Origin of the sequence: Nitratireductor sp. GCM10026969, assembly GCF_042660605.1 — a bacterium.
Taxonomy (GTDB): Bacteria; Pseudomonadota; Alphaproteobacteria; order Rhizobiales; family Rhizobiaceae; genus Chelativorans.
In genome coordinates, this window is sequence record NZ_JBHSUM010000054.1 from 1 (window position 1) to 26,185 (window position 26,185).

Below are 26,185 nucleotides of genomic sequence, written 5' to 3' on the forward strand. Positions count from 1 at the left end.
CGGCGTCTCGGCGCCGGCGGGAACGAAGTTCCGCGCACCGCCGCCGAGGGCGAGATCGATGACGCCGGCGTCTATCATGTCGACGAGTTGGGTGGCGATGTCGGTGCACCCTTCAGGCGCGGCGGCCTCCCAGTTCCGCTCGGCCACCCGCGCATAGACCGCCGCACCCGTCGCGTGCGTGATGCGGGCCGTCGAGACCACGCCCACCGATTTGCCGGCACTGGCGGCCAGTTCGGAAAACAGGGTCAGCTTTTCGCCCGCCTGGCTGGCGCAATCGCCGCGGATCGCGTCTTCACCGGCATTGATCGTGCCGAAGACCTGTTTCACACCCGAGTTGATGGCGCCGGCGGTCGCCGCCGAGTCCGGTGTCTGGGCGTTGATGTTGTAAGTCTTGACCAGGGCCGTGTACGGGAAGCCCTCGTGGTGCAGGATGTGCTCCTCACCGAGTTTGCCCTTTTGCTGTCCCTCGAACAGGCGAATGGCATAGTTCGTGCCCACTCCCATGCCGTCGGCGATGAACAGGATAACGTTTCGCGCCCGCCCGGTGTTGGGCTGCTCGGCCATCTTGGCCGCCAGCGCGGCCTCGCCGGCGGCGTACCATGCGCTGCCGGCCTGGACGACATCCTGCGCGGGGGCGGGTGACATAAGAAGAAGCATGGCCGTACCGGCCGAAATCAACGTGGCAACACAATTCATCTTTGAAAACCTGCGCTGTATAACTATCTGAAGCCGCTTAAAAAAATGCGCGACGACGCCATTCTATGCCGGCAGGCGCCAGGCAACAAGGGCGAACTGCTGCCGTGGTCCGGGCGTTGTGCCTGTTAGACGATGATCCGGGGCCGTCCGCCGTCCCTACAATCCGCAGGAACGGATCTGGCGTGCATAGGAGTCGGCCATGGCCGCCGCCTTTTGTGCCGCCCTTCTGGTGCCGGAACCGAAGTTGCCTCGGGCGTAGCCGCCATGGCCGGCATAGTATGCCAGGTAGAGATTGTAGGTGTCGTTGAGCGCGATGCCGTTTTTCTGGTTGCTGCGGTAATGGTACCAGCCGACGAAGTCGACGGCGTCGGCGAAGCTGCGGCGTGTCGCCACCGGTTTCCCGGTTGCACGCTTGTACTCCGCCCAGGTGCCGTCGAGGGCCTGGGAGTAGCCATAGGCGCTCGATGGCCGTTTCCACGGGATAAAGCCCAGCAGCTTCTTTCGCGGCGGGCGCGCATTGGCCTTGAAGCCCGATTCCACGCGGATCGTCGCCATGAGCACGGGAACGGGAACCCCGTAGGAGCGCTCGGTGCGCTTGGCGGCGCTGTACCAGTCGTTGAACCAGCCATCCCTCTGCTGGAAAACGGAGCAGGCGTTGTTGATGTTGTCGGGTGTGCTTGCGCAGCCCGCAAGCACCAGCAACAGAAACAAAACCGCAGCACGCATGACCTGACCCTTCGCTCTGCTGCGGTCGTAGTGCGGAAAATCCTAAGATTTCGCATAAAGGGTCGTTAACGGTTGCGCCCGTCCGCTGCCGTTCCGGTTCGCGTCCGCAGGCTTGCGCTGTCGGCGCGCGATCAATATGCACGGGTTGAAAGAGCAGTCGAAGGTGAAGGCCGTGTCGGCACTGACAAGATTCCTGGGCGACAGCCCGCTGCGCGTGATCGTGAAGCTCCTGGTGGTCTCCTTCATCGTCGGCTTCCTCATGAGCGCATTTCACTGGTCCCCTTGGGATATTTTCGATGCATTGCGGGACATGGTCCTGCGCATCTGGAATATGGGCTTTGCCGCGCTCGGAAACTTCTTCGGCTACATCGTCCTCGGCGCGGTCATCGTTGTGCCGGCATTCCTCATCCTGCGGCTGCTGAGTTATCGGCGCTAGACCATTTTGCAGCCAAGTGGGAATCACTTGGCATGGCACGAATGCGGCGAAAACAAACAGATAGAGCAGCCAAGCGAACGAATGTGAGCGCACACTGCTTTGGGCGGCTTCCTGGCTCATTGCAAAGGTGCCGTGAGCATCTTGCCAGCCGGCGCGAAGCACGCCCTCATGCCGTCGCATGACAGATTCGGGAGAGGCAGTGGACCAGGCGACCTTGCATACGCGGCGCGGCCGCCCCTTCGAGGTGACGAACAGGCTCGTTCTCGCCATCGCCGTTCCGATGACGCTCGCCTATCTGACGACGCCGCTCCTCGGCATCGTCGATACGGCCGTCGTCGGGCAATTGGGCGATGCGGCACTGCTCGGCGGGCTGGCGGCCGGCGCGATCGTCTTCGACGTCGTCTTCAACACCTTCAATTCCTTGCGGTCGAGCACGACCGGGCTGGTCGCGCAGGCGCACGGGCGCGGCGACGTGCAGGAGGAGCAGGCGATCCTCTTGCGCTCCCTCGCCGTGGCCGCGGGCGTCGGCGTCGCGCTCATCCTCCTGACGGCGGCGATCGCCTGGCTCGGCATCCGGTTCATCGACCCGGAACCGGAGGTGGCGCGCGCCATGCGCCTCTATATCGAGATCCGCATGCTTGCCGCGCCCCTCACCCTCATCAACTTCTCCATCCTCGGCTATGTGCTGGGGCGCGGGGAGGGCGGTCTCGGCCTCATCCTGCAGGTTTTTCTGAACGGCTCCAACATCGTCCTGTCGATCCTGCTCGGCCTCCATCTCGGCTGGGGCCTCGAGGGCGTGGCTTGGGGAACGGTCGGCGGCGAGCTCGTCGGCGCGGCGGCCGGTCTTGTGATCCTGCTTCGGCGCTTTCGCGAGAGCCCGCGCCCGGTCCTTTCGCGCATATTCGACATGGCCAGCATGCTGGACATGCTCGCGCTCAACCGCGATATCATGGTCCGTTCCTTTGCGCTGCTCGCCACCTTCGCGCTCTTCACCCGGCAGGGTGCGCAGCTCGGCACGGTCACGCTCGCCGCCAATGCGGTCCTGCTGAATTTCTATCTCGTCGCCGGCTATTTCCTCGACGGCTTCGCCACCGCCGCCGAACAGCTGGCCGGCCGTGCCATCGGCGCGCGCCACGCGCCGGCCTTCCGCAAGGCTGTCTGGCTCAGCACGCTTTGGGGCTTTGCACTCGCCGTGGCGGCGACGGCGACCTTCCTGCTCTTCGGCGAGACCTTCATCCACCTGATGACCACGGCGCCGGAGGTGCGCGCGGTCGCCGGCGCCTATCTGCCGTGGGCGGCCTTCATCGCCGTCAGCGGCGTGCTCGCCTTCGCCATGGACGGCGTCTTCATCGGCGCCACCTGGTCGCGCGACATGCGCAACATGATGCTCGTGTCGCTGGCGATCTATGTGGCGTGCCTGTTCTCGCTGGGTGCGGTCTTCGGCAATCCCGGCCTGTGGGCGGCTCTGCACATCTTCATGATCGCGCGTGGCCTCACCCTCGTCTCCATCCTGCCGGGAAGGGCGCGGGAGGCCTTCCGCTGAAGGCTTCCGCCAAGCTTCAGTCGAGCCGCCGTGCGGCCCATTCCTCCACGCGGCTGTCGCGGATCTCGGCGATGGAGGAGAGCTCCTCGCGCTCGGCATAGGTGTCGAGGCCACGCAAGATGCGGGCGGCAAGCCCCGGCCCTTGATAGATCATGCCGGTGTAAATCTGCACCAGGTCGGCACCGGCCCGCATCTTCTCCAGCGCCGTTTCCGCAGAGCGCACGCCGCCGACCCCGATGATGGGGAGCCAGGGGCCGATCAGCCGCCGCATCCGCGCCAGGACGATGGTCGAGCGTTCGAAGAGCGGCGCGCCGGAAAGCCCGCCCGCCTCCTGCGCGGCCGCCGATTTCAGCCCGGCGCGCGCAAGCGTGGTGTTGGAGACGATGAGCCCGTCCACCCGCTTGTCGAGCACCTCGGCGGCGATATCGCCCATGGCCTCGTCGGAAAGGTCGGGGGCGATCTTCAGGAAGACGGGGGTGCCGGTGTCGAGCCCCGCCGCCTGGGCGTTGCGTGCCCGCATGACCCGTTCGAGCAGTTCCGCGAGGCTTTCGCGGTCCTGCAAGGCGCGCAGGCCGGCCGTGTTGGGCGAGGAGATGTTGACTGTCAGATAGGACGCCACTCCGGCGAAAAGGCGAACGCCTTCCTCGTAGTCGGCCATGCGGTCGGCGCTGTCTCGGTTGGCGCCGATGTTGACACCGACCACGCCGCCCTGCGGGGCGCGCGCGAGCAGTCGCGCCAGCGCGCCCTGATGGCCTTCATTGTTGAAGCCCAGCCGGTTGATCACCGCCTCGTCCTCAGCGAGGCGGAAGATGCGTGGCTTCGGGTTGCCCGCCTGCGGCCGCGGCGTGATGGTGCCGCACTCGGCGAAACCGAAGCCGAGCCTGAGCAGCGCGTCGGGAACCTCGGCGTTCTTGTCGTAGCCGGCGGCGATCCCCAGCGGATTGGGAAAGTCGAGCCCGGCCAGCGTCAGGGAAAGCTTGCGCGAAACCGGCGGCGGATCGGAAAGCCGAACGCCGGACTTCAAGGCGGCGATGGAAAGCCCGTGTGCCCGCTCCGGGTCGAGCCTGAAGAGCAGAGGGCGCGCGGCGAGGTCCAAGAGGCGCTTCATGGTTCGAGCGGCGGAAATGCATGCCGCCCGTCGGCGTCAAGCGGCAGAGGCTTCACCCAATGCACGGCGCTGAGCGGCAGCGGAGCGTAAAGATGCGGAAAGGGCTGGCCCCCACGCGAAATCTCGTATCTCAGCTTTTCACCGAGCTTTTCTTCGTCGACCGCGACGAGGAGGAGATCGTCCTGCCCGGAAAAATGCTTCGCGGCCGTCTCGCGCAGCTGGGCGCCGGTGGAGAAGTGGATGAAACCGTCGGCCAGGTCCACCGGTGCCCCGGCAAGCACGCCTTCGCGCTCGGCCTGCCGCCACAAGGATTGCGGACAGATTTTGTAGATCAGTTTTGCCATGAGCGCGCTATAGTCCCATTATCGCGCGTGCGCAAAGCGGGCGGTGCCTTTTGCACCATCCAATTTGCGGCGCAATCGTGCGCGACGATGACGGATCGACGTTCCTTGGGAGTAGAACCGATGCGAGTGACGGCTGCCGCCCTGGCGGGACTTTTCCTTCTTACGCCCGGCATCCTCGCCGCCCAGGAGGCGGGCGCTGGCGGCGAGCGCTATTTGCTGGAGAAGACGGACAACGGCTATTTGCGCATGGACGCGCGCACCGGCGCCATGGCGCTTTGCCGCGAGCGCTCGGGCGAGTTCGTGTGCACGCCGGCCGCCGACGAGCGCCGGCCCGACGACCCGCGGATCGAGGCTCTCCGTGAACGGATCGCCGCGCTCGAGGCGCGTGTCGAAGCGCTGGAAGGCGGCGCCGGTGAGGAGACGACGGGATTGCCCAGCGAAGAGGAGTTCGAGCGCACGCTCGGCTTGATGGAGCGCTTCTTCCGCCGCTTCATGGATGTCGTGCGCGGTTTCGAGGAGGAGCAACAGCAGGAGCAGAGCACCGACCAGGCGCCCGCCGAGCGGACCTGATCCTCACATTCCGAGCCCGCGCAGGACGAGCGAGGCGGCAAAGAACGAGCACGCGACGGCATAGCTGTTTCGCGCGAAACGGCCGTAGACCTCGCGCAGAACCGCGGCGAAGGCCATTCTGCCGGCCGCTGCCGCGGGTCGTGCGCGCTCGTCCAGGCAGCCCCAGACCTCCGTCTTCTTCGGATTCTGCCATGGGGCGGCGAACGCCTTCAGGATGAGGATCTCCGCCATCACCAGCATGAGCACGGCGCCGGCATAGAGCGCCAGCACCATGTCGAAGGAAAAGCTCAGCATCACCAGGACGACCGCAAACCCGCCGAACAGGACGGCGCGGCCGATGCACACGAATGCCGTCTCGCGTACCTTTTCCATTGCTTCGAACGTCCGCACGGTACGCCGACTCTCGGTGACGCAATGCGGGTCCATCGGGATTTGTTCCGCAAGGGCCTGCCCACCACGGCGGAGCCGTCACCGCGGGCGCATGTCGCCCGAGTGGTGACCGATTGCGGCAATGTCGGCACCGCATGACACTGCCCGGCCGCTTATCCTGGCGCACATGATCACGGGCGAGCGGCTTGTGAACCGTTGTCGCTCGGGGCGCAGTCGTTGCGATACGGTCCAGGCAGCGAAGCCAACGTCGCTCTTCCTTGCGGATTGATGTGGCGGAACCGTGCGAGCGGCAGCAGATCGTCGCTGATCTTGTGCGCGGCGCGGATCCCGCTCGCTGGACTGGCGATCCTCACCCTGGTCGGCCGAGGCGCTGTGTCCGCGACTATCAGCGCCTGAACGCACCGCCCGACCGCAGCGGGCAATTGCAATGGCGGAGCTGATCATTGTAGCCATTCCGATGCTTGATTCTGGAGGAGACGCAGCATGGACCGTTTCACCGGCGGTTGCCTGTGCGGCAACGTCCGAATCGTGGCATCGGGGCTCCCATACCGGGTCGGCCTTTGTCACTGTCTCGACTGTCGCAAGCATCACGGGGCCCTTTTTCACGCTTCCGCGGTGTTCCCTCAGGATGCGGTGACGATCGATGGCGAAACGCGCGACTACGCCGGGCGGTTTTTCTGTCCCCGCTGCGGCTCGTCCGTTTTCGCACGCACCGCCGACGAAATCGAAGTGAACCTGGGATCCCTGGATACCCCTGACCAGCTGATGCCAACCTACGAACTCTGGACCATCCGTCGCGAGTCATGGTTGCCGCCGTTTCCGCTCGCGAGACGATACGACCGCGATCGTGACGCCACGTCCCGCTTTGAGGAGTAGGTCGCACGAGCGGTGCGAAGGCCTCATTAAGAGGTGGCGGAAATCTATGCCCTGATCCCCATTTGATCGCGGCGGGATACTGCCGATCGGCTCCAGCAGCGGCACCTGTTCCAAGGCATCAAGGACGAAGCCGGCATGGGCGGGCTTCATCGTACCGTCATTCAATGGTTAACGAACCGTCACCGGCCGCTGCTAGCGTCCGGACTGTTGGCCCGGCCGCGGGAGGCATCGGGGCCAGCTCACGGGTTGGGGATGGCCCGTCAGCGAATTTTCCGGGCGCCGTCGAGGGCGCACGCAGCGTGAGATGACACGTCTCGCGGGCGAAGCACATTGAGCTGAACGCATTAGGCAGGAGGGATTCTGATGGGATACGAGGGCACCTACCGAGGCCGGGGATACGTTGACTTTTACAAAGGCGATCCCTACCGCAGCGACGCTCCCTCCGGATACGACCGCAACGAGGAACGCGGACGCGATCATGCCCGCGACGACAATCATCGCAACCGCGGCGAAGACCACCGCCGGAGTGACGATGACGGTGGTTGGGACCACGACAACTGGCGCTGGGGCAATGACGATGATCGCCATGGCCGCGGACGCGACCGCGATGGGAATGACGACCATAGCGGCGGGAATGGTCGCGGCGATGATGATCGGCATGACTGGGACGAAGACGATCGCGGCCCGGGCCGCGGGCGGGACGACGACTTCACGATCGAGCTGACGGCGCTCGCCACGTATGATTCAGGTCTCGGCGAGGGCGCGGCGGAGATCGTCGCCCACGATCCGCAGACCCAGCGCCTGTTCGTCGTCAACGCCGAGCAGGGCACAATCGACATCCTCGATATCTCCGATCCGAAGACGCCCACCAAGGTCGGCGCCATCGACGTGAACACGGTGAACGGCCAGCCGACCGGCGGCCCCAACAGCGTCGCGGTGGCGGGCGGTATCGTTGCAGTGGCGATCGAGGCCGATCAGGCGACCGATCCGGGTCTCGTCGGCTTCTTTGATGCGGACGGCAACTTCCTCGGCTCCGTCGAGGTGGGATCGCTGCCCGACATGCTGGTGTTCACGCCGGACGGCGACAAGCTGCTGGTCGCCAACGAGGGCGAGCCGGATGGCGACCTCGATCCGAAGGGCTCGATCAGCGTCATCGATCTGTCGGACGGTGTCGCCGGGGCGACGGTCGCCACCGCCGGTTTCACGGCGTTCGATGCCCAGCAGGCGGCGCTCGAGGCAATGGGCCTGCGCATCTTCGAGGGCAAGGTGCTGTCGGACGACGTCGAGCCCGAGTACATCGCCATCTCCGAGGACGGCAAGAAGGCGTTCGTGACGCTGCAGGAGGCCAATGCGGTCGCCGTGGTCGACATCGAAACGGCGACGGTGACCGAGATCCAACCGCTGGGCGCCAAGGACCATTCCAGGCCCGGCAACGGTCTCGATGCTTCCGACCGGGATGGCGACACCATCGACATTGGCACCCAGCCGGTGAAGGGGCTCTACATGCCCGATGCGATCTCGTCCTACGAGGCCGGGGGCAAGACCTATTACGTGACCGCCAACGAAGGCGACGCGCGCGACGAGGAAGAGCGCATCGGTGATCTGGAGCTCGACACCGATGCCTTCCCGAACGCGGCCATCCTGCAGCAGGATGGCATCCTGGGCCGTCTGGAGGTCTCTACAATCGACGGAGACACGGACGGCGACGGCGACTATGACGAGCTTTACGCCTACGGCGCCCGCTCGTTCTCGATCTGGGACGAGGACGGCAACCAGGTCTTCGACAGCGGCGACATGCTGGAGCAGATCACGGCGCAGCTGACGCCGGAACTCTTCAATGCCAACGACGCCGATCCGGACGAATTCGACAACCGCTCCGACGCCAAGGGGCCCGAGCCGGAGTCCGTCGTCATCGGCGAGATCGAGGGCCACACCTATGCCTTCGTCGGCATCGAGCGCGCCGGCGGCGGCGTGTTCGTCTTCGACATCACCAGGCCCTGGGACGTCGAGTTCACCCAATATATCCGCACAGAGGGCGACATCGCGCCCGAGGGTCTCACCTTCATCGCTGCGGAAGACAGCCCCAATGGCGTGCCCATGCTGGCGGTCTCCAACGAGGTCTCCGGCACCACGACCCTCTACCAGATCAATTTCAGCGGAGAGGAAATCAGGGGCGGCAGGCGCGACGACGAACTCACCGGCACCGCCGGCAACGACGAGATCGACGGCCGCAACGGCAATGACGAGATCATGGGCCTTGCCGGCAACGATGAACTGAAAGGCGGCAACGGGCGCGACGAAATCTTCGGCGGGGATGGCGACGATATCATCCTCGGCGGGCGCGGCCGCGACGAGCTGTACGGCGAGGACGGTGACGACGAGATCGACGGCGGCAATGGCCGCGACGAACTCTTCGGCGGCAACGGCGACGACGTGCTCGAAGGCGGAAAGGGCGACGACGAACTGTTCGGCGGCGATGGCGACGATGTGCTCATCGGCGGAAAAGGCAATGACGAGCACGATGGGGGCGAGGGTCTGGACACGGTGGTCTTCACGGGCAACCGCGACGACTATCTGGTCGACACGGACCACAACATCGTCGTCGACCTGCGCGGCGGGCGCCCCGACGGCGTCGACGGCATTCAGAACGTGGAGCAGCTGCAATTCGCCGATCAGACGGTGGAACTGCAGACGACCTTCACGCTGGAGTTGCTGCATTTCACCGACCAGGAAGCCGCGGTGGCGGCGATCGAGGACGCGCCGAACCTTTCGGCGGTGCTCAACGCGCTGCGCAATCAGGATCTGGGCAATGACGGCATCGCCGACAACACGCTGACCCTTTCCGCGGGCGACGCCTATATACCGGGTCTTTTCTTCGACGCCTCGGAAGCGGTGTTCGGCTCCGGCGGTATCGCCGACATCCAGATCCAGAACGAACTCGGGCTTCAGGCCGTTGCGCTCGGCAACCACGAGTTCGACTTCGGCACGGGCGTTGTCGCCGGTCTGATCAGCGGCTCGGCGCCGGGTTCGATCCTTGGCGAGGACTTCGCCGGCACGGCATTCCCCTATCTGTCGGCCAATCTCGACTTCTCCGCCGATCCCAACCTGGCGCCGCTGGAGGTCGAAGGCGGCCAGGCACCGCAGGGCAATGTCGTGTCGTCCTCAACCGTGATCGACGTAAACGGCGAACAGATCGGCGTGGTCGGCGCGACGACGCCGACGCTGGACGTGATCTCCGACGCCGGCGACCTCGGCATCCTGCCCGGCGATTTCGACACGACGCCGACGCCGGAACAGCTCGATGCGCTGGCCGCCGTCATCCAGGCGGAAGTCGACACGCTGCTTGCCGACAACCCCGGCCTGAACAAGGTGGTGCTGCTGGCGCACATGCAGCAGATCAGCATCGAACTCGGGCTCGCCGAGCGGCTGGAGAACGTCGACATCATCGTGGCTGGCGGCTCCAACACGCGGCTTTTCGACGATAACGACCGTCCGCGCGACGGCGACAGCGACCAGGGCCAGTACCCGCAGTTCGTCACCAATGCCGGCGGCACGACGACGGCGGTCGTCAACACCGACGGGAGCTACAAATATGTCGGCCGCCTGGTGATCGATTTCGACGCCGAGGGCAACATCATACCGGAGAGCTATGACGAGGACGTCTCCGGTGCATACGCGACCGACGACCAGGGGGTGGCCGATCTCGGAGCCGAGGATCTGGTCGACCCGGAGATCCAGCAGATCGTCGATCAGATCCAGGAACAGATCATCGCCACCGAATCCAACGTGTTCGGCGTGTCGGACGTGTTCCTGAACGGCAACCGCTCCGGCGTCGACGACCCGAATGACCCCGATGGTGTCCGCACCCAGGAGACCAATCTGGGCAGCCTGACCGCCGACGCCAACCTCGCGGTCGCGCAGGAGCAGGACGCCGACGTGGTGATCTCCATCAAGAACGGCGGCGGTGTCCGGGCCTCGATCGGCCAGACGGTGGTGCCGCCCGGTGGCACCGGGCCCGAGCGCCTTCCCAACGAGGCGGTCGTGGACAGCGACGGCAACATCGTGAAGCCGCAAGGCGGTATCTCGCAGAACGACATCCAGACCGCGCTGGCCTTCAACAACGGCCTCACGCTTCTCACGCTCACCAAGCAGGAACTCGTCGACGTGCTGGAGCACGGCGTCTCAGCGCTCCCCGAGGTGGCCGGGCAGTTCCCGCAGGTTTCGGGTGTGAAGTTCTCCTATGACCCGGATTTGCCGGCCGGCGAGCGCATCGTGAATGCGGGCGTGTTCGACCAGGACGGCAACCTGATCGCCGAGCTGGTGCGTGATGGCGAGATCGTCGGGGATGCCAGCCAGACCTTCCGCATCGTGACGCTGAACTTCCTGGCCGACGGCGGCGACGGTTATCCGTTCCCGACCGGGCCGCAGGCCAACCGGGTCGATCTCTACGACCTCGACGGCGACGGGACGGCCGATGGCCTCCAGACGGGCGATGCGACCTTTGCCGACGACGGCACGGAGCAGGATGCATTGGCCGAGTACCTCGACGACAATTTCGGCGACGCGGCCAACGCCTACGCCCAGGAGGACACCGGCCGGGCGGAGGACACGCGCATCCAGAACCTCGATTACCGCGACGACGCGGTGTTCGACGGTGCGCCGGGAGCGACTCAGCCTGCCATCAACGAGATCCGCATCGACCAGGACGGTACCGACAACGACGAATATTTCGAGCTGTTCGGTGAGGCCGGCATGTCGCTGGCAGGCTACACCTATATCGTCATCGGCGATGGCGCCGGCGGCAGCGGCGTGATCGAGGAAGCGATCGACCTTTCATCCTTCTCGCTCGATGCCGACGGCTTCTTCGTCGGCGCGGAGAGCACGTTCTCGCTCGGCGCGGCGAATGCCACGCTCGACCTCAATTTTGAGAACTCGGACAACGTCACTCATCTGCTGGTGCAAAACTTCACCGGCGCGGAGGGTGACGATCTCGACGCCGACGACGACGGCACGCTCGACACCACGCCATGGGACGAGGTGACGGACTCGGTGGCGCTCGTGGAGGATCCTGCCGGCGGCGAGCAGGTCTACAGCGCCGCGCGGGTCGGTCCGGACGGCTCCTTTGTACCGGGCCACGTGTACCGGTCGCCGGACGGCACGGGCGACTGGCAGATCGGCTCCTTCTCGCCGCTCGGCCAGGACGATACGCCGGGCGCGGCCAACGGCGCCGGCAGCCCGGTCGAGCCGACGGATCTGACCATCTCCCAGATCCAGGGTGCCGGCCACCGTTCACCCTACGAGGGCAGCTTCGTGCGCTCCTCGGGCATCGTCACTGCCATCGCCGCCAACGGGTTTTACATGCAGGATCCGGAGGGGGACGGCGACATCGCCACCTCCGACGGCATCTTCGTGTTCGGCGACACGTCGGGGCTCAACGTGGGTGACGGCGTCACCGTCGAGGGGGACGTGACCGAGTTCCAGTTCCCGCCTGCGCTGAGTGTCACCCAGATTTCGGCGCGCAGCACCAGCGTCGAGTCCACCGGCAATGATCTGCCCGACACGGTGGTCATCGGCGACGACCGTATCCAGCCCGACAACATCATCGACGACGACGGCTTTGCGAGCTTCGATCCGACGACTGACGCTATCGACTTTCTCGAAAGCCTCGAGGGCATGCGCGTCGAGATCGACGATCCGCTGGTCGTGGCCGGTACCAACCGTTTCGGAGAGGTGGGCCTCAGAGCCAACGCGACGGCCGCGGAGTACGGTTCGCAGTCAGCCAATGCGGTGGTGCAGGAAGGTGACTTCAACCCGGAGATCCTGCTCACCGACGACACGCTGATCACCGCGCCGGACGCGACCACGGGCGACATCTTCGCCACGGACGCGGTGGGCGTGCTCGACTACACCTTCGGGGCCTACAAGCTGCAGCTGACCGAAGCCCCGATCGTGGTGCCGGGCGGCCGCACGCCGGAGAGCACGACGCTCGCCAGAGACGACACCCACGCGACCATCGCCACCTACAACACCCTCAACCTGGACCCCAATGATCTCGACGGCGACACGGACGTGGCCGTCGGCCGTTTCGAGGCGATCGCCCACCAGATCGTCAACAATCTGGGAACGCCGGACATTCTCGCCCTGCAGGAAATCCAGGACGGTTCGGGCCAGACCGACAATGGCGTCACCGATGCCACGGCCACGCTCCAGTTGCTGATCCAGGCCATCGAGGACGCCGGCGGTCCGACCTATGCTTTCGCCAGCATCGATCCCGTGGACAACGCCGACGGCGGCGCGCCGGGCGCCAATATCCAGAACGCCTTCCTCTACAATCCCGACCGGGTGACGCTGGACGCGCTGTCGCGGATCGAGGATGACGCCTTCGAGGAGAACGGCGACGGCACGCCGGCCGAGGCCCTCTACGAGGGCACCCGCAAGCCGCTCGTGGGGACGTTCACGTTCAACGCCACCGGAGAACAGGTCACCGTCGTCGGCAACCACCTGAAGTCGAAAAGCCAGGACGACGGTCTCTACGGCGAAAACCAGCCGCCGGAGGAGATCACCCTGCCGCAGCGGGTGGATCAGGCCGGTGTCATCAACGACTACGTCTCCGACCTGCTGGCCGGCGACCCCGACGCCAACGTGGTCGTGCTCGGCGATCTCAACGATTTCCAGTTCTCCGACACGCTCGACACCCTGAAGGATGGCGGCGACGGGTCGGACGAACTCATCAACCTGGTCGACAGCCTGCCGACGGAGGATCAGTACTCGTTCATCTTCAACGGCAACAGCCAGGCCCTCGACCACATTCTGGTCAGCAACGGGATCGCCGACAGGGCGCCGGAAGTCGACATCGTCCATGCCAATCTCGACTACGGCTTCGAGGATGGTACGGCGAGCGATCACGACCCGATCCTGGCGCGGATCGATCTGTCCGACGATGTCGCGATCGCCTGACGCCGGCGCCGGACGGGGTCCGGCGCCATTTTCCGTGGCCCGCGGGGAGGGACCGGCTGCAAGCCGCTTCCTCCCTGTTCGGTTTCGAAGAGTTTCGTTTGATAGCGAACGATCCCGGCAGTATCACGCGTGAGTAAACCATCCGAAGCCAATGCACTGAAAAAGGCGCTTGCCTCGGCGCGGCGCCTGTTCACCACCGTCGGCGCCTTCAGCTTCTTTATCAATCTTCTGATGCTGGTCGCGCCGCTCTACATGCTGCAGGTTTACGATCGGGTGCTCGCCTCGCGCAGCCAGGAAACGCTCGTGGCGCTCACGATCCTTGCGGTCAGCCTGATCGGCGTCAGCGCATTTCTGGAGCTGGTCCGGTCGCGCATCCTCGTCAGGCTGGGCGCCCGGTTCGAGCGCAATCTGCAGGCCCCCGTTTTCGCGGCCCTGTTCGATCACCAATTGCAGGGGCGTACCGCCAATGGCGGCCAGTATCTGCGCGACGTGGAGTCCCTGCGGGGCTTTTTGACCGGACCCGGTGTCATCGCCTTCTTCGACTGTCCGTGGACGCCGGCGTTCATTGCGCTCATTTTCTTTTTTCACCCGCTGCTCGGGGCGGTGGCGCTCACTGGCGCGCTGCTTCTGTTCATCGTCGCCGTCATCTCCGAACTTGCAACACGCGGGCCGTTGCAGCGCTCGGTCTCGCGCATGCACGCCGCGCACGAGTTTGCCAGCTCCGCCCTGCGCAACGCCGAGGCCATCCGCGTGATGGGCATGTTGGGCCACGTGCGCGATCGCTGGATGAAGCTGCAGTCCGGCGGCATGGCCCTGCAGGGACGGGCCTCCGATTACGCCGGGTCTCTCACGGCAGTCTCGAAGTTCATCCGCCCCTGCCTGCAGATCGCCATGCTGGGCGTCGGCGCCTGGCTGGTGCTTCAGGAGGCGATCACGCCGGGCGTCATGATCGCCGGCTCCATCATCATGGGGCGGGCCCTGGCGCCGGTGGAGGCCGCCATCAACAACTGGCGCCAGTTCATCGCCGCCCGCGGTGCCCACGCCCGCCTGACGGACCTGCTGGAGACCAATCCGCCGGCGGCGGACACGCTGCCGCTGGAAGCCCCTGAAGGCCGGATCCGCTTCGACAACGTGACGGCCGTGGCACCGCAAGGCGGCAAGCCCGTCCTGCAAGGCCTCAGCTTCGATCTGGAGCCCGGCCAGATGCTTGGCGTGATAGGGCCGAGTGCGGCCGGCAAGTCCACGCTCGCCCGCCTGATGGTCGGCGTGTGGCCGCCGGCCTCGGGGCATGTGCGGCTGGATGGCGCGGACCTCGACAACTGGCACCCTGAGCAGCTCGGCGTTCATGTCGGCTATCTGCCCCAGGATATCGAGCTGCTTGCCGGGACGGTGGCCGAAAACATCGCCCGCATGCGGGAGCCGGAGGCGGACAAGGTGATCGCCGCCGCCAGGCTGTGCGGCGCCCATGACATGATTTTGAAGCTGCCCAAAGGCTACGACACCCATATCGGCGAAGGCGGCAGCGTGCTGTCCGGCGGACAGCGCCAGCGCATCGCGCTTGCGCGAGCGCTCTACGGCGGGCCCGCGCTGATCGTCCTCGACGAGCCCAACGCCAATCTCGACAGCGACGGTGAGGCCGCGCTTCAGGCGACGCTGATGCGCCTCAAGGACGAGGGCCGAACGGTCGTCATCGTCTCGCATCGGTCCGCCATTCTGACCGCGGTCGACCAGGTCGCCGTGCTGCGCGGCGGGCGGCTCGAGACATTCGGGCCGCGCGATGAAGTGCTGCCGCGGCTGATGAGCGGTATCCGGTCCCTGCAGGGAGCGGGGCAACAGAGGAAGGAGCGCGCATATGCCGGCGGCATCGAGCGAACATAACGGCTCCGGCGGCGACAACACGTCCGTACACACGCGCGTCTGGCCGTGGATCCTAGCCGGTGTTGCGGTGATCGCGATCGCCTTTGGCGGAGCTGGCGCATGGGGCGCCACGGTGCCGCTCGCCAGCGCCGTCGTGGCGTCCGGCCAGATCACGGTCGACACCAACCGCAAGCAGGTCCAGCACCTGGAGGGAGGCATTGTCGCCGACCTCTTCGTGCGCAACGGCGATACGGTCGCGGGCGGTGACATCCTCATCCATCTGGACGGAACCAAGGCGAAGGCGCAACTCGCCATCGTGGAATCGGCCCATCGCGAGGAACTGGCCAAGGAAGCGCGCCTCGTCGCGGAGCGTGACGGCAGGGAAACCATCGACTGGCCGGAGGCGCTCGGCACGGCGGATATAGATCCGGAGGTGGCCGCGCTGCGCCGGAGCCAGACGACCATCTTTCATTCCCGCCGGGAAACGCTGGCCGGCGAGACCGGGATCCTGCGCGAGCGGGTCGAGCAGCTCAGGCAGGAGATCGAAGGTCTTAGCGCGCAACGCGATTCCACCGACAAGCAGATCACCTTGATCAGCGACGAGCTCGAACCGCTGCGGGGTCTTTTCGAGGGCGGCCATACCACAAAGCAGCGGCTGCTTGCGCTTGAGCGCGAAGCCGCGCGGCTGCAAGGCGAGCGCGGCAAGCTGACGGCCGACATCGCCCGCGCTCACAAGGCGATCGGCGAAGCCAGGCTGGCAATTCTTCAGAAGAAAAAGGCGTTTCTGAACGAGGTCGTCAGCACGTTGCGCGAGGTGCAGTCGAAAACGATCGACCTGCGCGAACGGATGATCGCGGCGGAAGACGTGCTGCGACGTCTCGATATCCGCGCGCCCGTCTCCGGCAAGATCGTCAACATGGCGGTGCACAGCGAAGACGCGGTGATAAAGGGCGGCGAGACCATTCTCGAGATCGTGCCGAGCGGCGACAGGCTGCTCGTGGAAGTGCGCGTGCGGCCGCAGGACATCGACAATGTGGCCATCGGCCAGCCCGCCGACGTGCGCATGCTGGCCTTCAAGCAGCGTACGACGCCGACACTCGCCGGCAGGGTCTCCTACGTCTCGGCCGATGCGCTCACCAGTCCCGAGAACGACGCGACGTTCTATCTGGCGCGCATCCGCGTTCCCGAAGCCGAGCTGGCGCGCCTGAAAGGGCGGGAGCTTCAGCCCGGCATGCCTGCGGAGGTGATGATCCGCACCGGCGAGCGGACGGCGGTCGCCTACATGCTCCAGCCCCTCATCGATAGCATGAGCCGCGCCTGGCGCGAGGAATAATCGGCAACGGAAGCGTATGGGCAGCGATGCGACCGCGGCCGAAATGGAGCGGCCATAGCCCGTGTCACGCCGCCGTTCGCAGCGATGCTCTCTACGCACGTCACTTCAGTTGGGTATCAACACGGTGCCATCCCATTGAGCCGCCGGATGAAACTCTGGCGAAAGCCTGCAACGTCACTACAGATTATCGACATCGGAAGTTGTTCAGGCGCGGAGGTCGGCAATTCGAGAACGTTCGGAGAATGCAGCGCCATCTGGAGTGCCCGTCTGGTCGACGAGATCAAGGCCGCCGGGTCTTGCTGACGGCGGTTCGTGCAAAGAAGGCCGCCGCTGGCAGAGTGCCAGCGGCGGATGTGATTAGCCGACTATATAGAGCCGGAATCAGACTTTGATGAAGTCGAGCACGTCGCCGTTGAAGCGCTCGGCGTCGATCTGGGCGAGGCCATGGCTGCCGCCCTCATATACCTTGAGGGTCACGCCTTCGACGAGCCTCGCGGCCTTCTCCGCGGAAGCCTTGATCGGCACGAGCTGGTCGTCGCCGCCATGGATGATCAGGGTGGGCTTGTCGATGGCCTTGAGATCGTCGGTGTAGTCGACTTCCGAGAACTCATGGACGCAGTCGTACTGGCCCTTGATGCCGCCCGCGAGCCCCTGCAGGCGAAAACTCTCGCGGAAGCCTTCATTGACTTCGACGCCATCGCGATTGAAGCCGTAGAAGGGGATCGTCAGGTCATAGTAGAATTGCGCTCGGTTGGTCGCGACACCAGCCCGGATGTCATCGAACACCTCGAGGGGTGTGCCCTCCGGATTGTCGGCCGTCTTCAGCATGAGCGGGGGCACCGCGCCCACGAGCACGACCTTGGCGACCCGGTGCGAGCCATGCCGCCCGATATAATGGGCGACTTCTCCGCCGCCGGTGGAGTGTCCGACCAGGACAGCGTTGCTGAGGTCCAGTTTCTCGAACAGCTCGGCCAGATCGTCGGCATACTGATCCATGTTGTTGCCGTCCCACGGCTGGTCGGAACGGCCATGCCCGCGCCGGTCATGGGCGATCACGCGGTAGCCGTTCAAGCCGAAGAAGAGCATCTGCGCATCCCAGGCATCTGCCGATAGCGGCCAGCCATGGGAGAAAACAATCGGCTGGCCGTCCCGGGGTCCCCAGTCCTTGTAGAAGATTTTCGTGCCGTCCTTGGTGGAGATGGTGTTCATGATCAGGTTTCCTTTCGCTTCGAGGTTTTGGGCTGCGGCGCGGAATTGCGGGGCAGCGAGGAGGAAAGTGGCGGCGCCTGCGCCAAGAGCGAGAGCGCCGCGGCGGGTGAGATCGGGGGTCAGTGACTTCATGACAGGTCCCTTTTTCATCGCACACGATTTAATCGTGCACGATCTATATGCGCCACGATGGACGGCCTGTCAAGCGCTTGCGATTAAATCGTGTGCGATATATCTTGTTCGTGAGTGTCAACCAGGTGAAGAAGGGCGTTCCCCATGCCGGATAACCTCCAGCTCGACCAGTTCCTGTGCTTTTCGATCTATTCCGCCGAGCACACCTTCAACGAGTTCTACCGGCCCCTGCTTGCTGAACTCGGTCTGACCTATCCGCAGTACCTGGTCATGGTGAGCCTTTGGTCGCGCGACGACCGGACCGTCAGGGAGATCGGCGCGGAACTATCACTCGAATCAAATACGCTGACGCCTCTACTGAAACGGCTGGAAGCCTTGGGCCTCGTCTCTCGAACCCGCGACGCCAAGGACGAGCGGCAGGTTCGCATCCGCCTGACCGAGAAAGGGCGGCAACTGAAGAAGCGAGCCGAACCTGTCCCGGCCTGCGTCGCCGACGCATTGGGCTTGTCCGGCGAAGAGCTCGAAGACCTGCGGCAGAAGCTTCTGCTGGTTCAACAGCGCCTGAAGGAGACCATGGAAAAGCAGGGCTGAAGCACAAGAACGGCGCGCTATGATGAGAACCACGTCTACGCTGTTGCCCTTTGAAATGCTCACCTCACCCGGTTAACCCGCGCAGCACGAGAGTTTCGCCACGTCTTTGGCGAAGCCCTGCGCGGCGAGCTTCAAGCCCTCCACCGTGGTGAGATAGGGGAAGATCGTCTCGCCAAGCTCCTTCGTCGTCATTCCGAACCTGATCGCCAGAACGATGGTCTGGATGCTGTCCGCGCCTTCCGGGGCCAAGATCTGCGCGCCGAGGAGGCGGTCGCTTTCGACATCCGCCACCAGCTTGATGAGCCCACGCGTGTCACGCGCCGCAAGCGCACGCGGCACCCGGTCCAGCGGCACGACAGAGATTTTGGTCTCGAAACCCGCGGCTCGTGCCTGGCGCTCGGACAGCCCTACACCGGCAACCTGCGGATCGGTGAAGACCACCCAGGGCATGGCGGTATCGTCGTAGACAAGACTGTCGCCATTGAGTGCATTGGCCGACGCGAGTTTGGCGCCATAAGCTGCCATGTAGACGAACTGATCGCGGCCAGTGACGTCGCCGGCCGCATAGACGCCGGCCCGCGTCGTGCGCATGCGGCTGTCGACGACGATGCCGCCATTGGCCGCGACCTCCACACCAGCTTCCGCCAGCCCAAGACCGGCGGTATTGGGCGTGCGCCCGGTCGCAACCAGTACCTTGTCAGCAGCGAGCGTCTCGGAACGGCCGTCCGCGTCGATGCTCAAAAGGATTTCGCCGTCTGAATGAACGATGGAAGAATAAGAAAGCCCCGAGCGCACCGCAATGCCCTCGTCAGCAAGATATCGGGAGAGCCTCACCGTGACCTCCGGCTCCGCCTCGGGCAACAGGCGCGAGCGCGTGACCAGCGTCACGGCGGTGCCCATACGCGCGAACATCTGCGCCAGCTCACAGCCGATATAGCCACCGCCGACAACGAGCAGGGAACGTGGCGGGTCTTCAAGTTCAAGCGCATTCGTGCTCGTGAGATAGGGCACGGCTTCGATACCGGGAATGCCGGGGATGGCAGGCGAAGCGCCGGTCGCAATGATCGTTTTGCCCGCAGGGATGGCAAGCCCATCCACCGCAACACCGGTCCCGTTCAGCCGCGCGGTCCCTTCAAGATAGCTGATGCCGTTGTAGTCTCTCAGCAGGTCGACATATTTCTCCTGCCTGAGCGTCCAGACAAGATCGTCCTTGGCCGTGACGAGAGCCCGCCAGTCGCTGACGTGTGCTTCGCCGGCAAGTCCCGGAAACCGTCCCGCCCTGCCGGCACCATGCACGGCCTCGGCAGCGCGGATCATAGTCTTGGACGGCACGCAGCCGACATTGACGCAGGTGCCGCCAATCGTGCCATGACCGATCAGCGCGACATTCGCCCCTTGTTCGGCGGCTGTAATCGCGGCGGAAAAGCCCGCTGAGCCTGCCCCGATGACGGCAAGGTCATAGCTGCCTTCGGCGCGTGGCGCGCAGCTGTCATTCATCTGTGATTCCTCTCAACATGGCTGTTGCGGAGCCTCGCGCGCCAGCCGAAATAGTTGGCCAGGGCGCTGAGCGGGATGACATCACTCGACGAGGCAGCACAGCACGATCACCGCCCCGACCAGCCCAAGGCTCCAGCACGGGATGGATCGCCCATCGGATCAGCTTCCGGAGATGTGCGCCGGATAACCGGCGTTGGCGGAGGCGGCGGCGATGGCCTCGATTGTCGTCATGGAAGGATCGAACACCACGGTTGTCGTCTTGGCGTCGAAATTGACCTCGACTGATCTGACGCCTGCAACGCTCTCCATCGCTTTTCGCACCGTGACGGGGCAGAGCGCACAGGTCATGCCCGGCACGTCGAAGGTCGCGACGTGCTCGGTCTCGGCCGCGTGCGCGACTGAAGCAGGAAACCGCGAAGGGACAGGCGCGATGAAGGACATGGCGGACACCGCCAGCGCAAGGAATCCGGTCGCAATGGCGCGTGTTGGTTCCATGCCGATTTCTCCTCAGTAGAAAAACGGTGCCCACCAGTTGGTGGTCAGCGCCAGGATGACCAGCGCGGTCGAAAGCCATAGGGCGGACTTGGTGATGAGGGCGGATTCGGGACGGGCGCAGCAGGAGTCATCCTTGCAGGCTGGTTTGGCCTGGAAATAGACCTGCCGAAAGCCGAGCCCAATGGAGACGAGCGCCACGCCGGTGAAGATCGGTTGGTAAAGCTCGAGCGCGGCCAAATTGCTGATCCAGGCACCCGAAACGCCGAGCGTCAGCAGTACGAGCGGCGCGATGCAGCACGTCGAGGCGAGGACCGCTCCGATGACGCCTCCGGCGGCGAACCAACTCCTTTTGCGATCTGACAACTGCGTTGGCGCATCGAGTATCGCCTTCTCCGTTTCTATATCACTCATGTGGTTCGCCCTCGATTTTCACTAGAAAGCAGGCTACGGTCTGTAGCTCCTACAGACTCAAGAGAAGTTTCGGGCTATGACCGATCACGTTTCCGGGAAGCGATTGCAGCGGGCCGAATTGGCCCGGCGCACAGGCTGCAATCTGGAGACTATCCGCTATTACGAGAAAACCGGCATGATGCCCGACCCGCCGCGCACGGCATCGGGCTACAGGATCTATGATGAGACACATGTCTCGCGGCTGCGCTTCATCCTGCGCGCCCGCGAACTCGGCTTTTCCATCGGCCAGATCCGCGGGCTGCTCGATCTCGTTGACGGTGGCACCCAGACCTGCGCCGAGGTGAAGGAACGGACCGAGAGTCATCTTGCCGAAGTGCGTACCAAGATCGCTGACCTCAAGCAGATCGAGAAAGTGCTGGCGGCGACCGCCGCGCAATGCTCCGGCGAGGATGTGCCGGAATGTCCGGTGTTGGAGGCGTTGGCGTCGTGATGGCGGCGCTCGCAATCGATACCGGCGCGGCGCTGGCGGAAATTGCCCGCCAGGATCCACAGGCCGTAGCGAAATTCGTCTGAGTTGCGTTGTTCTGGATGATGTCAGTCTTTCCCGGGGGAGCTCCCGCCCGGGCCTGCGGTCCAGGCGGGGTGGGTCTGCGGCATCCTACTGGTCTGGCGCCGCCTTCATGTGTTCTGTCATGACGGCCATCATCCTGGTGCACTGCTCCATCATCGGTCCCATCTGGGCCATCATCTTCATCATGCCCATCATGCCGTTCATATCGCCCATGCCGGACATTCCATCCTGACCCATCGTGCCGTTCATGCCGCCGTCGCCCATCATGGAACCCTGTCCGCTCGGGGTTTCCGGCTCCTGGGCATGGGTCGCAGCGGCACCGAAGCCGATGATCAGCATGGCGGCTATCGTGAGTGCCTTGATCGGATTACGCATCGGTTGCTCTCCTTGTCTGGGTGGTGGGGGGGGGGGGGTGGAAATGCGGGGACGAAGCCGTCACACGCGCGGCCATGTGTCTCCTGTGTTGTCCGGCAACCCAGGCCAGCACGATGGCAAGGGCGGTGGCGACGGTCAGCGGGAGGAAGGCCAGGACACTACGGCCGCGCATTCCGACGGTACGTTGTTTCCCAACGGCGCTCATGACCCATCCCCGTCATTGGCCGTCACTCGTGCCTGTATTTCCCGCTGGCGCTCGGGCCACGTGCTCTTGATAAAAGCGAGCACCGCGGCGATCTCATCGTCGCTCAAGATGTCTTTGAAGGCTGGCATGTCGCTCCCATAGCCCGGGACGACACCGCCGATGCCGAGCTTGGTGATGGCGAACAGGTCCCGATCCGAGTGATGCCAGGTGTGGCCGCTTTCGTCATGCGGCGGCGCGGGCATGCGGCCATTCTCCAGCCTGCGCTTCCAATCGGGCTGACCCTCGAGGTCGGCGCCGTGGCAGGAGGCGCAGCTTTGCGCATAGACCTCCTGGCCGAGGGCGATTTGCTCGCCCGTCACGGGCTGGCCAAGAAATGTCAGGCCATCAGGAGGCACCTGGGTTCCCGTGCCCCCTGCCTGTGCTGCGACCGTAGTGAACGCCACCAGGCCGGCAACTGCCATGTGCAATCGCTTTGTATTCATGCCGCGATGGCCTCACTCATCGGAATAGACGGAAACACCGCCGTCGCCGAAGGCATAGGTCTTCAGCGTGCCGGTTTTCGCCGGCGCCATACCCGGCGCATTGGCCGGCATCCCCGGCAACGTGATCCCGGTGATGTCCGGGCGTTCGCTGACCAGCCTCTCGATGATCTCGACCGGCACGAGCCCGCTCACGACATAGCCGTCGATCTCGGCCAGGTGGCATCCAATTCCCCTCTCGGGAACACCCATCTCGACCGAGCGTTTGTCGAAATCACGGTCGTCGACGCGCGTCACGGAAAAGCCGTTCGCCTCCAGATAGTCGGCATAGGCATCGCAACATCCGCAGCCAGGATCGCGCCAGATGGTGATCGCTTTTGCTTCTGCTGCGTTCTGGCTCGTTTCTTGTGGGTCCTGGGCCGCGGTCAACGCGGTAAAGGTCACACCACCGGCAGCGGCCAAGGTGGCAACGGTTGCGATGACAATGATCTTTTTCATGATGTTCTCCATTAAAGGTCCGCAAGCGCGGTCCAGGTCATACCGCCATCACGACTTTGGATGAGACCGCCCTCAGTGAGGGCGGCGACGTGATCGGCATTTTTCGGGGAGACGGCGACCGCTTCGGCGCGGGGTGTTGAGCGTTGTACCCAGACGACGCCGGCATCCTCGGAAACCCAGATGCCCGAAGGCAAGGCGGCATAGAGCCTGGTCGGAAGCGATGCCGCGCTCACCAATGCGAGGATCGGCTCTCCAGCCGGCAGGGGCTTTTCGGGTGCAGGCGCTGCACCGGATATCAATGTGTCCATCGCATCTCCAGGCTGCACGTCCTGCCAGCGGCAGAGACAGTCGGGCACGCGGGTCAGGCCCATCTCGGTTCCGGCATAGATCCAGATGCCGCCCATGCCCGTGGCCAGGTCGACCGAGGCCAGTGCAGTCAGGTCACGCTCGGCGCCTTCCAACCACGGCCGGTCCATCGCGAAGATCCAGGACCGGCCGGCATCCTCGCTCTTCCACAGACCGTCGCCATGAACGGCCGCATACAAGGTGTCGAGGCTTAAAGCCGCCATTGTGACAGCCGTGACCGGAGCGTCGGGCAAACCCCGGTTTCCCGCCTCCCAGCTCTGCCCTCCGTCTTCAGACAGTGCGACGCCCCCGCTCTTGAGCCCCGCCGCAATTCGACCGGCACGATCCTTGTGCGTCGCGAGCGAGAGAATATTGCCGCCCGTCGGACCGGGCAGCAGTGTCAGAGCTCCACCGCCGTCGCGGCGGGACAGCGTATCGTGAGCCACGATCAACCCATCGCCGTCGAAGGCCATTGCGGAACTGGTTATGCCGAGACCCGATGCGGCGCGAAGTCTCGAAGGCAGACTGATCAGCCCGGCCCCGGCCGCGACCGCGCCGAGGAAGGCGCGTCTGGAAAGCCGTGTGGAGCATCTGGACGTGATTGCGATACCGGTATCGTTCATGTTCAGCGGGCCTCACAACGTTCCGTGACAAGGTTCGTCAGCGCCGTAAGGCTTGGGAAGATCACCGAGAATCGGTCGCCGCCCATGCCGGCCCCAAGGATCACGGCGGTTCCGGCCGGCGGGCCGGTTTCGACGCTGTCGATCTTGAGCCGGATGTTCTTCTCCCAGTAGGGTGTTTCCCGGCCGTCCCCGGTGGTGATGAAATAGCTGTCGCCGCAATGGCGGATTGCCGTGACACGTATTTCCGGCTGCGGATCGCCGATCGGTTCCGGCGCTCCGGCGCGCAGCCAGGCGGCGGGGATCAGGCCTTCGCCGACGACTTTCTTGCCGCCGCCCGGCTGACCGGCGATTTCGAGGAAGGCGACGAGGTCGGCGCGTGCCTGGGGGTCATCGATCCCACGGAACCTCATGTAGGTGTCAGGGATCATGCCCGCGGGGTCTTTCAACCAGCCGTCGAGCGCGTCCGCGTTCCAGGAAAAGCCCGCCTCCTTCAATCCCGTCGAATAGCGCATGAACCCCTCGGCCGTACCCACCCTGCGCCCCATGAACCCGTCGAGGCTCGGACCGCTAAGATGCAGGTCAGGCGCGAGCGCGTGACAAGCGACGCAGGCGCGATAAACCTGTGCGCCGCGTCTCGCGTCCCCTTCGGCAAGAGCGCCCGAACTGAACGTCAGAAGGATCAGTGCGGCGCCCAAGAGCGTGCCGGAAGCGCTCCGAAGTCCCGAGACGGGGAGTACCACAGGGGCCGCCAATGCCACGGCGGATGTGAGAAAGGCTCGACGCGTCGGCGTCAGTGGGTACAGGACCATGATGTTTCAACCATCCTGAAAGAGCGTTGGAGCCGCAGCGCGCGGGTAGCGCGATGCGAAGCAGGATCATGGGCGGCCAGACTGACAGCGCATGACACCAAACGCCGCTAGCCGGAACGGAGTCCGGGCAGCGTCAACTCAGGATGATGGATCGCGGAGGGTAAGGATCTGGCAGACCGGTGCGCCCGGTTACGCTGCGAGGAACCGGGCTTTCGGCAGTCGTCTCGGCCGCAGGCATTCCGGGCGGGCCGGATGGCACAAGGGCCAGAATGGGAGAAACGCAGACATCGTCGCACGCTTGCATGTCGTCACCGCCGTCAGGGCAATCCTGGCAGTCGCCCATGTCACCGCTGTCGACGGTGGCAAGTGCCATCTTCACGCTCATGCTGGCGGCATTCGTGGCATGTACAGCCGATCCCGCTGCGAAAACGGCGAGCACCAGGATCGTTAGAACGCGGACATACCTTTCCATCTCGTAGTAAATACCCTGAACCCCGTGCCCTGTCGATATGGTTCTGTCGTTGCCATGACCAGAAACGGATCGACTGATCGCCATACTTCAAACGTTCCAAGAGGCCCGAGCGCCGATCACGGCGACGAATTTGGCCGGACGCCTCAACGTCAGCGAACGCACGATTGACCGGATATTGAGACGCTGGTCCGCCGTGATGGGTGCCACGGGCCAAGTATGTCGAAGGAACCGAAACGATACACGGCTCTTCAGGCTGCCGAGACTTTTCCCGAGACATAGGCTTGTCGCAACCCGATACGAAAAGACGGCGAGAAACTATCTCGCCGTCCTCCTCTTCGCAGGTTCATGCATCTGAATGCGTTCTTATGGGCCCGCAACCTGGGCCGCGGACTCCCGCCACCCGACGGTCGCCCGCAGCGGTGTCGCCTCCGAGGACTCGACGAGGTCGACCATGGCCACGGCGAAGTCCGCATAGGATATCTGCGAAACGCCCTCGGCATTGGTGACGAGCGTATCTGTCCCCCACGCATAGGCGCCGGTGCGCGGCCCGTCGATCAGCATCGCGGGCGGCAGGAGGTGGCTCCAGCGCGCACCGGTGACGGTGTCGAGCAGGGCCTGCTGCGCAGCGCAGGCCTCG

Annotated in this window: 24 protein-coding genes and 2 pseudogenes; 10 read left to right on the forward strand and 16 right to left on the reverse strand. The window is 64.7% G+C overall.

From position 1 onward, the window contains the following. The coding region (locus ACFP9U_RS12805; protein WP_378621922.1) for an alkaline phosphatase at positions 1 to 657 on the reverse strand (657 nt) is incomplete at its 3' end. Positions 658 to 852: 195 nt separating this feature from the next. Continuing rightward, positions 853 to 1,422 (reverse strand): transglycosylase SLT domain-containing protein, encoded by a 570-nt coding sequence (locus ACFP9U_RS12810; RefSeq protein WP_378621924.1) that lies wholly within the window; start codon positions 1,420 to 1,422, stop codon positions 853 to 855. Between the two features lie 172 nt (positions 1,423 to 1,594). Here ACFP9U_RS12810 and ACFP9U_RS12815 point away from each other — a divergent pair, with 172 nt between their 5' ends. Further along, positions 1,595 to 1,858 carry a DUF6460 domain-containing protein gene (locus tag ACFP9U_RS12815; protein WP_378621954.1) on the forward strand — a complete coding sequence of 88 codons (264 nt, stop codon included), beginning with the start codon at positions 1,595 to 1,597 and terminating at the stop codon, positions 1,856 to 1,858. A gap of 178 nt (positions 1,859 to 2,036) precedes the next feature. Next, entirely contained in the window at positions 2,037 to 3,401 is a 1,365-nt protein-coding gene (locus ACFP9U_RS12820; RefSeq protein WP_378621926.1) for an MATE family efflux transporter, read from the forward strand. 16 nt (positions 3,402 to 3,417) lie between these two features. Here ACFP9U_RS12820 and ACFP9U_RS12825 read toward each other — a convergent pair whose 3' ends face one another. Both ACFP9U_RS12825 and ACFP9U_RS12830 read right to left on the reverse strand, forming a co-directional pair. After that, on the reverse strand, positions 3,418 to 4,509 hold the full coding sequence (locus ACFP9U_RS12825) for a quinone-dependent dihydroorotate dehydrogenase (RefSeq protein ID WP_378621927.1): 1,092 nt from the start codon (positions 4,507 to 4,509) through the stop codon (positions 3,418 to 3,420). Next, positions 4,506 to 4,853 carry a DUF952 domain-containing protein gene (locus ACFP9U_RS12830; protein ID WP_378621929.1) on the reverse strand — a complete coding sequence of 116 codons (348 nt, stop codon included), beginning with the start codon at positions 4,851 to 4,853 and terminating at the stop codon, positions 4,506 to 4,508. Before ACFP9U_RS12830 ends, ACFP9U_RS12825 begins: the two co-directional genes overlap by 4 nt. Positions 4,854 to 4,973: 120 nt before the next feature. Between ACFP9U_RS12830 and ACFP9U_RS12835 the strand changes: the two genes are divergently transcribed. Continuing rightward, positions 4,974 to 5,423 carry a hypothetical protein gene (locus ACFP9U_RS12835; RefSeq protein WP_378621930.1) on the forward strand — a complete coding sequence of 150 codons (450 nt, stop codon included), beginning with the start codon at positions 4,974 to 4,976 and terminating at the stop codon, positions 5,421 to 5,423. Positions 5,424 to 5,426: 3 nt separating this feature from the next. Here the strand turns inward: ACFP9U_RS12835 and ACFP9U_RS12840 are convergent, their stop codons facing one another. After that, positions 5,427 to 5,795 (reverse strand): hypothetical protein, encoded by a 369-nt coding sequence (locus ACFP9U_RS12840; RefSeq protein ID WP_378621932.1) that lies wholly within the window; start codon positions 5,793 to 5,795, stop codon positions 5,427 to 5,429. 501 nt (positions 5,796 to 6,296) lie between these two features. Here ACFP9U_RS12840 and ACFP9U_RS12845 point away from each other — a divergent pair. From ACFP9U_RS12845 to ACFP9U_RS12860, 4 genes are all read left to right on the forward strand, one after another. Beyond that, a complete protein-coding gene (locus tag ACFP9U_RS12845) occupies positions 6,297 to 6,689 on the forward strand; it encodes a GFA family protein (RefSeq protein WP_378621934.1) in 393 nt (130 codons plus the stop codon). Positions 6,690 to 7,052: 363 nt separating this feature from the next. Then, positions 7,053 to 13,646: a choice-of-anchor I family protein gene (locus ACFP9U_RS12850; protein ID WP_378621935.1), complete on the forward strand. Its 6,594-nt coding sequence runs from the start codon at positions 7,053 to 7,055 to the stop codon at positions 13,644 to 13,646. A gap of 129 nt (positions 13,647 to 13,775) precedes the next feature. After that, positions 13,776 to 15,524: a type I secretion system permease/ATPase gene (locus ACFP9U_RS12855; protein WP_378621938.1), complete on the forward strand. Its 1,749-nt coding sequence runs from the start codon at positions 13,776 to 13,778 to the stop codon at positions 15,522 to 15,524. Continuing rightward, entirely contained in the window at positions 15,499 to 16,836 is a 1,338-nt protein-coding gene (locus ACFP9U_RS12860) for an HlyD family type I secretion periplasmic adaptor subunit (protein ID WP_378621939.1), read from the forward strand. Before ACFP9U_RS12855 ends, ACFP9U_RS12860 begins: the two co-directional genes overlap by 26 nt. A gap of 381 nt (positions 16,837 to 17,217) precedes the next feature. On the opposite strand, the gene ACFP9U_RS12865 is transcribed toward ACFP9U_RS12860, so the two are convergent. Next, positions 17,218 to 18,045, reverse strand: coding sequence for an alpha/beta fold hydrolase (locus ACFP9U_RS12865; RefSeq protein WP_378621956.1), 828 nt, complete (start codon positions 18,043 to 18,045; stop codon positions 17,218 to 17,220). A 276-nt stretch (positions 18,046 to 18,321) separates the two neighbouring features. Between ACFP9U_RS12865 and ACFP9U_RS12870 the strand changes: the two genes are divergently transcribed. Beyond that, positions 18,322 to 18,768 carry a MarR family winged helix-turn-helix transcriptional regulator gene (locus ACFP9U_RS12870; RefSeq protein ID WP_322450942.1) on the forward strand — a complete coding sequence of 149 codons (447 nt, stop codon included), beginning with the start codon at positions 18,322 to 18,324 and terminating at the stop codon, positions 18,766 to 18,768. Positions 18,769 to 18,840: 72 nt separating this feature from the next. Here the strand turns inward: ACFP9U_RS12870 and merA are convergent. The 3 genes and pseudogenes from merA to ACFP9U_RS12885 all read right to left on the reverse strand — a co-directional run. After that, positions 18,841 to 20,244 (reverse strand): annotated as a pseudogene (gene merA, locus ACFP9U_RS12875) (mercury(II) reductase); the annotation flags it as partial. A 180-nt stretch (positions 20,245 to 20,424) separates the two neighbouring features. Then, entirely contained in the window at positions 20,425 to 20,760 is a 336-nt protein-coding gene (locus ACFP9U_RS12880; RefSeq protein WP_378621941.1) for a heavy-metal-associated domain-containing protein, read from the reverse strand. Positions 20,761 to 20,772: 12 nt separating this feature from the next. Continuing rightward, entirely contained in the window at positions 20,773 to 21,171 is a 399-nt protein-coding gene (locus tag ACFP9U_RS12885; RefSeq protein ID WP_378621943.1) for a mercuric transporter MerT family protein, read from the reverse strand. 76 nt (positions 21,172 to 21,247) lie between these two features. Between ACFP9U_RS12885 and ACFP9U_RS12890 the strand changes: the two genes are divergently transcribed. Beyond that, complete coding sequence (locus ACFP9U_RS12890; RefSeq protein WP_322450938.1) at positions 21,248 to 21,661, forward strand: MerR family transcriptional regulator; 414 nt, start codon at positions 21,248 to 21,250, stop codon at positions 21,659 to 21,661. Between the two features lie 168 nt (positions 21,662 to 21,829). Here the strand turns inward: ACFP9U_RS12890 and ACFP9U_RS12895 are convergent, their stop codons facing one another. The 6 genes from ACFP9U_RS12895 to ACFP9U_RS12920 form a co-directional block, all read right to left on the reverse strand. Then, a complete protein-coding gene (locus ACFP9U_RS12895) occupies positions 21,830 to 22,117 on the reverse strand; it encodes a hypothetical protein (protein ID WP_378621944.1) in 288 nt (95 codons plus the stop codon). A 201-nt stretch (positions 22,118 to 22,318) separates the two neighbouring features. Next, complete coding sequence (locus tag ACFP9U_RS12900; RefSeq protein ID WP_378621946.1) at positions 22,319 to 22,783, reverse strand: c-type cytochrome; 465 nt, start codon at positions 22,781 to 22,783, stop codon at positions 22,319 to 22,321. Positions 22,784 to 22,816: 33 nt separating this feature from the next. After that, entirely contained in the window at positions 22,817 to 23,299 is a 483-nt protein-coding gene (locus ACFP9U_RS12905; RefSeq protein ID WP_378621947.1) for a DUF411 domain-containing protein, read from the reverse strand. An 11-nt stretch (positions 23,300 to 23,310) separates the two neighbouring features. Then, complete coding sequence (locus ACFP9U_RS12910; RefSeq protein ID WP_378621949.1) at positions 23,311 to 24,117, reverse strand: WD40/YVTN/BNR-like repeat-containing protein; 807 nt, start codon at positions 24,115 to 24,117, stop codon at positions 23,311 to 23,313. 152 nt (positions 24,118 to 24,269) lie between these two features. After that, positions 24,270 to 24,962, reverse strand: coding sequence for a c-type cytochrome (locus ACFP9U_RS12915; RefSeq protein WP_378621950.1), 693 nt, complete (start codon positions 24,960 to 24,962; stop codon positions 24,270 to 24,272). Positions 24,963 to 25,209: 247 nt separating this feature from the next. Beyond that, positions 25,210 to 25,632 carry a hypothetical protein gene (locus ACFP9U_RS12920; RefSeq protein ID WP_378621953.1) on the reverse strand — a complete coding sequence of 141 codons (423 nt, stop codon included), beginning with the start codon at positions 25,630 to 25,632 and terminating at the stop codon, positions 25,210 to 25,212. Positions 25,633 to 25,663: 31 nt separating this feature from the next. On the opposite strand from ACFP9U_RS12920, the gene ACFP9U_RS12925 reads away from it, so the two are divergent. After that, positions 25,664 to 25,903 (forward strand): hypothetical protein, encoded by a 240-nt coding sequence (locus ACFP9U_RS12925; protein WP_378621957.1) that lies wholly within the window; start codon positions 25,664 to 25,666, stop codon positions 25,901 to 25,903. Between the two features lie 8 nt (positions 25,904 to 25,911). Here the strand turns inward: ACFP9U_RS12925 and ACFP9U_RS12930 are convergent. Next, positions 25,912 to 26,185: pseudogene (locus ACFP9U_RS12930) on the reverse strand (hypothetical protein); the annotation flags it as partial.

Excerpts from the sequence above, each read along its gene's own strand:
- ACFP9U_RS12810 (WP_378621924.1), bottom strand. The coding sequence starts at position 1,422 with ATGCGTGCTGCGGTTTTGTTTCTGTTGCTGGTGCTTGCGGGCTGCGCA.
- ACFP9U_RS12820 (WP_378621926.1), top strand. The coding sequence starts at position 2,037 with ATGACAGATTCGGGAGAGGCAGTGGACCAGGCGACCTTGCATACGCGG.
- ACFP9U_RS12825 (WP_378621927.1), bottom strand. The coding sequence starts at position 4,509 with ATGAAGCGCCTCTTGGACCTCGCCGCGCGCCCTCTGCTCTTCAGGCTC.
- ACFP9U_RS12830 (WP_378621929.1), bottom strand. The coding sequence starts at position 4,853 with ATGGCAAAACTGATCTACAAAATCTGTCCGCAATCCTTGTGGCGGCAG.
- ACFP9U_RS12835 (WP_378621930.1), top strand. The coding sequence starts at position 4,974 with ATGCGAGTGACGGCTGCCGCCCTGGCGGGACTTTTCCTTCTTACGCCC.
- ACFP9U_RS12840 (WP_378621932.1), bottom strand. The coding sequence starts at position 5,795 with ATGGAAAAGGTACGCGAGACGGCATTCGTGTGCATCGGCCGCGCCGTC.
- ACFP9U_RS12845 (WP_378621934.1), top strand. The coding sequence starts at position 6,297 with ATGGACCGTTTCACCGGCGGTTGCCTGTGCGGCAACGTCCGAATCGTG.
- ACFP9U_RS12850 (WP_378621935.1), top strand. The coding sequence starts at position 7,053 with ATGGGATACGAGGGCACCTACCGAGGCCGGGGATACGTTGACTTTTAC.
- ACFP9U_RS12860 (WP_378621939.1), top strand. The coding sequence starts at position 15,499 with ATGCCGGCGGCATCGAGCGAACATAACGGCTCCGGCGGCGACAACACG.
- ACFP9U_RS12865 (WP_378621956.1), bottom strand. The coding sequence starts at position 18,045 with ATGAACACCATCTCCACCAAGGACGGCACGAAAATCTTCTACAAGGAC.
- ACFP9U_RS12870 (WP_322450942.1), top strand. The coding sequence starts at position 18,322 with ATGCCGGATAACCTCCAGCTCGACCAGTTCCTGTGCTTTTCGATCTAT.
- ACFP9U_RS12880 (WP_378621941.1), bottom strand. The coding sequence starts at position 20,760 with ATGGAACCAACACGCGCCATTGCGACCGGATTCCTTGCGCTGGCGGTG.
- ACFP9U_RS12885 (WP_378621943.1), bottom strand. The coding sequence starts at position 21,171 with ATGAGTGATATAGAAACGGAGAAGGCGATACTCGATGCGCCAACGCAG.
- ACFP9U_RS12890 (WP_322450938.1), top strand. The coding sequence starts at position 21,248 with ATGACCGATCACGTTTCCGGGAAGCGATTGCAGCGGGCCGAATTGGCC.
- ACFP9U_RS12895 (WP_378621944.1), bottom strand. The coding sequence starts at position 22,117 with ATGCGTAATCCGATCAAGGCACTCACGATAGCCGCCATGCTGATCATC.
- ACFP9U_RS12900 (WP_378621946.1), bottom strand. The coding sequence starts at position 22,783 with ATGGCAGTTGCCGGCCTGGTGGCGTTCACTACGGTCGCAGCACAGGCA.
- ACFP9U_RS12905 (WP_378621947.1), bottom strand. The coding sequence starts at position 23,299 with ATGAAAAAGATCATTGTCATCGCAACCGTTGCCACCTTGGCCGCTGCC.
- ACFP9U_RS12910 (WP_378621949.1), bottom strand. The coding sequence starts at position 24,117 with ATGGCCTTCGACGGCGATGGGTTGATCGTGGCTCACGATACGCTGTCC.
- ACFP9U_RS12920 (WP_378621953.1), bottom strand. The coding sequence starts at position 25,632 with ATGGCGATCAGTCGATCCGTTTCTGGTCATGGCAACGACAGAACCATA.